Source organism: Synechococcus sp. R6-5 (assembly GCF_047461775.1).
Classification (GTDB): domain Bacteria; phylum Cyanobacteriota; class Cyanobacteriia; order Thermostichales; family Thermostichaceae; genus Thermostichus.
Genome location: NZ_JANSHV010000216.1, coordinates 1 through 6,030, shown reverse-complemented (window position 1 = coordinate 6,030; position 6,030 = coordinate 1). Strand labels below are relative to the sequence as shown.

At 61.4% G+C, this 6,030-nt stretch carries 4 protein-coding genes; 3 read left to right on the top strand and 1 reads right to left on the bottom strand.

The features are described from left to right. The first annotated feature begins 131 nt into the window (after positions 1–131). Entirely contained in the window at positions 132–1,478 is a 1,347-nt protein-coding gene (secD, locus tag NW818_RS11155; protein ID WP_414413646.1) for a protein translocase subunit SecD, read from the top strand. Then, positions 1,475–2,476: a protein translocase subunit SecF gene (secF, locus tag NW818_RS11150; RefSeq protein ID WP_414424594.1), complete on the top strand. Its 1,002-nt coding sequence runs from the start codon at positions 1,475–1,477 to the stop codon at positions 2,474–2,476. The genes secD and secF overlap by 4 nt, the downstream gene beginning before the upstream one ends. A gap of 73 nt (positions 2,477–2,549) precedes the next feature. On the opposite strand, the gene NW818_RS11145 is transcribed toward secF, so the two are convergent. Further along, on the bottom strand, positions 2,550–4,478 hold the full coding sequence (locus tag NW818_RS11145; RefSeq protein ID WP_414424593.1) for an FAD-dependent oxidoreductase: 1,929 nt from the start codon (positions 4,476–4,478) through the stop codon (positions 2,550–2,552). A gap of 140 nt (positions 4,479–4,618) precedes the next feature. On the opposite strand from NW818_RS11145, the gene NW818_RS11140 reads away from it, so the two are divergent. Continuing rightward, positions 4,619–5,851, top strand: a complete 1,233-nt coding sequence (locus NW818_RS11140) for an argininosuccinate synthase (RefSeq protein ID WP_414424592.1) — start codon at positions 4,619–4,621, stop codon at positions 5,849–5,851. The last annotated feature ends 179 nt before the right edge of the window (positions 5,852–6,030 follow it).

Sequence of the window (6,030 nt, the reverse complement as noted above, 5' to 3'; positions counted from 1 at the left end):
CGGGCTTGTTTTGTTCTCTGGTAGAGCATAACAGGCTCAGGGCTACTGAAAGCCCGCGCTACACTGCTAAGGCGGTGTAGGGTCGGGTAGTTTACATCGAGTCTGCCAGCGTTCCTCGTTCTTTCAGACCTATGACCCAATTCTCAGCTTCGTGGCTCAGTCGGCTCTCCTTTTTGCGAGGGCTGATCTTCATCTTGGCCGTGGTGGTTGCCCTCGTTTACCTGGGCTTCAGCCGGGAGGTTCGCCTTGGCCTTGACCTCAAGGGAGGAACCCAGCTCACGCTACAAGCTGTGCCCACCGAGGAGGTGCCTGAAATCACCCCCGAAGTGATGCAGGGGGTAGAGGCCGTCATCCAGCAGCGGATCAACGGGCTGGGGGTGGCTGAGCCTCTGGTGCAGATCAGCGGCCAAGACCGCCTGTTCGTGCAGTTGCCGGGGGTGGCGGATCCGGATCGGGCCATTGCTCTCCTTGGAGATACAGCCCAACTGGAGTTTCGCAAGGGCTTGGTTCCCGTCGGCGCGCTGCCCCGCAACGAGCGGGGAGAGATAACAGCGGGGGAGGATCCGGATACTCTGTTTGAGCGGGTCGGCCTCACCGGGGATCTGCTGCGCAATGCCTATCCCCAAGCCCCCCGCCGCGGATCCCAGAGTTGGGAAGTGCTGCTGGAGTTCAAGCCGGAGGGGGCAGAAAAATTTACTCAGCTCACCCGAGATCTGGCCGGAACAGAACGTCCATTGGGCATTTTTCTGGACGACGTGTTGATCAGTGCCCCGATCGTGGGGCCGGAGTTTGCCCGCACCGGCATCACCGGCGGGACGGCGGTGATCACAGGCAACTTTACGGTGGAAACCGCCACTGACTTGGCGGTCAAGCTCAGGGCAGGAGCGCTGCCGGTTCCCATTCAGGTGATTGAAAATCGCACTGTCGGGGCCACTTTGGGGGAGGTGAGCGTGCGCCGCAGCCTCTATGCCGGGATCGGGGGCCTGGTGCTGGTTTTCCTCTTTATGGTGGCCTACTATCGCCTGCCAGGGCTGATTGCGGACATTGCTCTGCTTATCTACGCCCTCTGCACCTTTGCTCTGTTCCAACTGCTGGGGGTAACCATGACTCTGCCGGGGATCGCCGGCTTTATCCTCAGCATCGGCATGGCGGTGGATGCCAACGTGTTGATCTTCGAGCGCATCAAAGAAGAGTTGCGGGCCGGCAAATCCATCTACAAGTCCATTTCGGAAGGGTTTAACCGCGCCTTCAGCAGCATCCTGGACAGCAATGTGACCACCCTTTTGGTCTGTGGCGTGCTTTTCTGGCTGGGGATGGGACTGGTGAAAGGGTTTGCGGTAACCCTGGGCATTGGCATTCTGGTGAGCTTCTTTACGGCCATCACCTGCACCCGTAGCCTGCTCTTGGCGGCAATGGGGATCCCCAGCTTGCGCAAACCTGAGTTTTACGGCGTTCGGATGGAGGCGGCCCAATCATGACGGCTCAAGAGCTATCCCCCGTAGATCCCGCCTCTCGGTTGCTCGACTATCGCTTCGACATTGTTGGACGGAGCAAGCTGTGGTTCAGCTTGTCCTTGGCGGTGTTGCTGGTGGGGCTGGTCAGCATGGCCTTTTCCCTGGCTTCTCTGGGAACTCCCCTGCGGCTGGGGTTGGATTTTTCCGGCGGCACCTTGCTGGATCTGAGCTTTGAGCGGCCTGTCACCACCGAGGAGCTGCGACGGGCGCTGCAGGAACACAACCTGGGCACCAGCATCATCCAGCTGGACACCCAAACGGGCCAGGAAGCCCTGATCCGCATGCCCCCCTTGACTGAGCAAGAGCGGCTGGCCGTGGAAGCCACCCTGCGGCAGGAGGTTGCCCCCTTCCAGCGCAACCTGGTGGAGACAGTGGGCCCGACGGTGGGTCGTCTGCTCCTGCGTTCCGGCATCGTGGCGGTGCTCATCTCTTTCGGCCTGATTGTGGTGTATCTGGCCCTGCGCTTTCAGTGGGATTACGCGGTGTTTGCCATTATGGCGCTGCTGCACGATGTAGTGTTGACGATAGGGCTATTTGCCCTTTTGGGCCTGACGGTGGGTATGGAGGCGGACAGCCTGTTTGTGGTGGCGCTGCTGACCATCATCGGCTTTTCCGTCAACGACACCGTGGTCATCTACGACCGCATCCGCGAGAATCTGCGTCTGGTGAGCCGCAAGGTCAGCTTCGCTGAGGTGGTGAACCTGTCTCTAAATCAAACTTTCGCCCGCTCCTTGAATACCACCCTGACGACGATGCTGCCCTTGGTCGCCATTGCCATTTTCGGGGGAGCTACCTTGAAGGGGTTTGCCATTGCCCTGCTCATTGGCTTTACTTTGGGGGTGTATTCCAGCATTTTTATCGCCAGTCCCCTGTTGGTGTGGTGGCGGCAGCAGCGCTATGGCAAAAGTAGCGAAGATGCCCGCGCAGGCAGGGATCCCGATTCACTTCCCTCTGAGGGCTAGGGCCCCGATATCGGAAAAATTGGGTCGATTGGGTGGGGATCTGTCGTTCGCGCTGAGACGGTGTCCTCTGGGTTCACCATTGCAGTCTTTGCCCATGGGAGATCAGGTAGCGCTGTAAATCGGCTATTTTGCCTTGCGGCACGATCTGAGCTGGGATCAGGCCGGGAGCTTGACTGCGCAGCCAAGCCACGGTCAGGCCTGCTGCCGAGCCGATGGTCCATTCACCGTAATGCACGCGGGTGGCGGCGTTGACAATGTGGCTGACGGCGATCCCTTTGCCGCCGATGAGCAGGTTATCCACCTTCTGCGGGATCAGGGCTTCCAAGGGAATGAGAATGGGACGGACGGAAAACTCGTTGACTGGCGCGGAGCTGGCCGAAAGAGAGGGCTCCCAGTTGCGGTAGCGACAGCCGTGGATATCGATGGCGTAGTGGGTAACCCCCACCACGGTAGGTCTGAAGTCCCGCCCCCCGGCGGTGCCGACGCGAATATCCTGCTCCAACATCAGGAACTCTGCTTGGCCGTAGGCAGCTCGCCCCAGGATGCGTCGACCTTCGCGGATGTAGGGGTAGAGGCTAAGGCCGGAGCGGGTGCCCAGCAAGGACTCTTCGGCAAACACCAAGGACAGGGGATAGCCGCTGCGGGATTGGGTTTCCATCAGCCACTCGGCAAACAGCAGGGCGTGGTTTTCTCCATCTTTGATGGCTGAGACATCCAGGCCCCCCAGCCAGTTGTGGCGCTGCCCCGAGGCCACCAGCCGCTCTTCCGTCAGGATCAGGGGCGGGTTCATGATCCCCCAATCGTTGCCGCGGTTCCAGTTCACCAGCGTCAGGTCGCCTGGAACAGGCGTGCTGTAGAAGGGATCCCGGCGACCCTTGCTGACGATGCGGCGGTAATTGAAAAAGCTCTGGCCGCTGAAGGTGGGGAAACCTTCCATGTCGAACTCGCGGCGGTGTTCGGCGCGGGAATAGCCCGGTTGCAGTTGGGCCAGCTCGGCGCGGGAGCGACCGCCATCGTCGTGGATGGCCAGCACGAAGGGAAAGGTAAAGGCTTGAGTGCACTCCGGGTTGCTGGCGGGGGCGGCATTGGGCTCGCCGGTCACATCGTGCCCTTCCGAACCCAGCCGATAGGGGATCCCGGCCCAGCCCACCAGCTCTCCGGTATCGGTGGCATCGATCACGAAGAATGGGCGGCCCGGCGGCGCTTGTAGACGCAGCACTCGCTTGGCGAACACCTCCGTTTCCTGCCAACTGTACCAGCTCACCAGCTCCCGCCACAGCCGTCCCGGCGGCACAAAGTTGGGATCCCGCGGCTGCCGCTGCACAGCGTAAATGCTTTCAATCTGGGATCCATCGGCGCTGAAGGTGGCCCCCTTAAAAGCCGTTTGGGTAGCCCAGCGGCTGTTGGGGGCATTTTGGGCTGCCTGTTGCAGCCAGGTTTCCACCGCCTGCAGCCCCGCCTGAGGCGGAAAACACAGCCCTCCCACCCAGCAACTGTTGATCTCGGATACGCGGGTTCCCGGCGGGATCCCTGTCCAGGCCGGCAGATGCACCGGCTGGCTTTCGATCAAGGCCTTGAACTCCAGCCAGTGGCGGGAAAAATTGCCCCGCTGCCGCATCGGCAGCGATTCATCAATGGCCGATACCCCCTGGGAGGTAATCTGACCCCCCAGCCAAGGGGTGAGCTCGATGAGACAGGTCTGCACCCCCCCTCGCATGGCATGGCCTGCCGCTGCCACCCCTCCCAGGGATCCGCCCACCACCACCAGCTCGCACTCCCAAATCTCGTCCGGCTGCGGCAAGGGATCCAACAAGGGCCAACCGTGGGCGGTAAAACGGGGCACCTCCGGCTCGGAGACGGCAACAGGGGATCCCACCTCTGGCTGGGAGAGGGCGGCAAACCCCATCCCGGCCACAAAGCTCAGCAGCGACAGGATCCCCAGCCCCACAGTTCGCTTGGGCTCAGATCCCCGGCACGCCGCAGCCGTCTTTTTGCCAGCCATGCTCACTCACACCCCCGGCCTTTCCCCGGCAGGAGAAATCCCCTTGAGAATAGCTGAGGAAACCGACATTGAGGCCAGCCAGGATCCCTGCCACAGGGCATAATGGGCTAGCAACTTTTTAACGGCAACGGCGGGATCCCATGGGACGGGCAAAGAAGGTGGTATTGGCCTATTCAGGCGGGGTGGATACTTCCGTCTGCATTCCCTATCTCAAGCACGAGTGGGGGGTGGAATCGGTGGTGGCCCTGGCAGTCGACTTGGGGCAGGGGGCGGAGCTGGAGGCCATTCAGGCCAAAGCCCTCAGGGCGGGGGCAGAGCAATCTCTGGTGCGGGAGGCTGTCCAGGCCCTCATTACCGACTATGCCTTCCCGGCCATCCAGGCCAACGCCCTCTACGAGCAGCGCTACCCCCTTTCCACGGCCCTGGCCCGACCCCTGATTGCCAAGCTGCTGGTGGAAGTGGCGGAAGAGGTGGGCGCCGATGCGGTGGCCCACGGCTGCACCGGCAAAGGCAACGACCAGGTGCGCTTTGATCTGGCTATTGCTGCTTTAAATCCCCAGCTCAAAGTGTTGGCCCCTGCCCGCGAGTGGGGGATGACCCGCGAGGAGACCATTGCCTATGGGGAGCGCTACGGGATCCCCATGCCCGTGCAGAAGTCCAGCCCCTACAGCATCGACCTCAACATTTTGGGCCGCAGCGCTGAAGCCGGCATCCTAGAAGATGCCGACCGGGAGCCGCCGGAGGAAGTGTATGCCCTCACCCGGCCTATTTCCCAGACACCCGACGAGCCCGCCTACGTGGAGATTGAGTTCGAGCAAGGGATCCCTGTCGGGGTGGATGGGCAGCGCCTCAGTCCCAAAGCCCTCTTCGAGCAGCTCAACTCCTTAGCTGGCCTGCATGGGGTGGGCCGCATCGACATGATTGAAAACCGCCTGGTGGGGATCAAGTCGCGGGAGATCTACGAGTGCCCTGCTCTAATGGTCTTGATCCAAGCCCACCGCGAGCTGGAAAGCCTCACCCTCACCCGCGATGTCATCCATTACAAGTACGGCATCGAGACCACCTACAGCCAGTTGATCTACAACGGCCTTTGGTACTCGCCGCTGCGGGAGGCTCTGGACGCCTTTATCCGCGCCACCCAGAAAAGCGTCACCGGTGTCGTGCGGATGCGGTTGCACAAGGGCCAGGCGGTCTGTGTGGGCCGTCGCTCTCCCTACTCCCTTTACAACCCAGAGCTGGCCACCTACGGGGAAGGGGATCAATTCGACCACCGCGCCGCCGAAGGCTTTATCTACATCTGGGGCCTGCCCACCCGTGTCTGGGCCCAGGTGCACCGGGGCCACGACTCCCATCCTGGCCTCAGTGGTGATTAAGCACTCCTGCGTGGTCGTTTAGAGGCTTTTGAGGTTCTCAATGGAGCAACAATGGGCTCTCTTCTCCGGATTGCCTGAGCAGATTGGTGGGCCTTTGGCTAGCCTGTCGGAGTCGAAATCAACATAGTGATTCTCAGGTTAAGGTGAGACCCCTGGGCCATTGATCGCGCCAGCGGGAC

Excerpts from the sequence above, each read along its gene's own strand:
- secD (WP_414413646.1), top strand. The coding sequence starts at position 132 with ATGACCCAATTCTCAGCTTCGTGGCTCAGTCGGCTCTCCTTTTTGCGA.
- secF (WP_414424594.1), top strand. The coding sequence starts at position 1,475 with ATGACGGCTCAAGAGCTATCCCCCGTAGATCCCGCCTCTCGGTTGCTC.
- NW818_RS11145 (WP_414424593.1), bottom strand. The coding sequence starts at position 4,478 with ATGGCTGGCAAAAAGACGGCTGCGGCGTGCCGGGGATCTGAGCCCAAG.
- NW818_RS11140 (WP_414424592.1), top strand. The coding sequence starts at position 4,619 with ATGGGACGGGCAAAGAAGGTGGTATTGGCCTATTCAGGCGGGGTGGAT.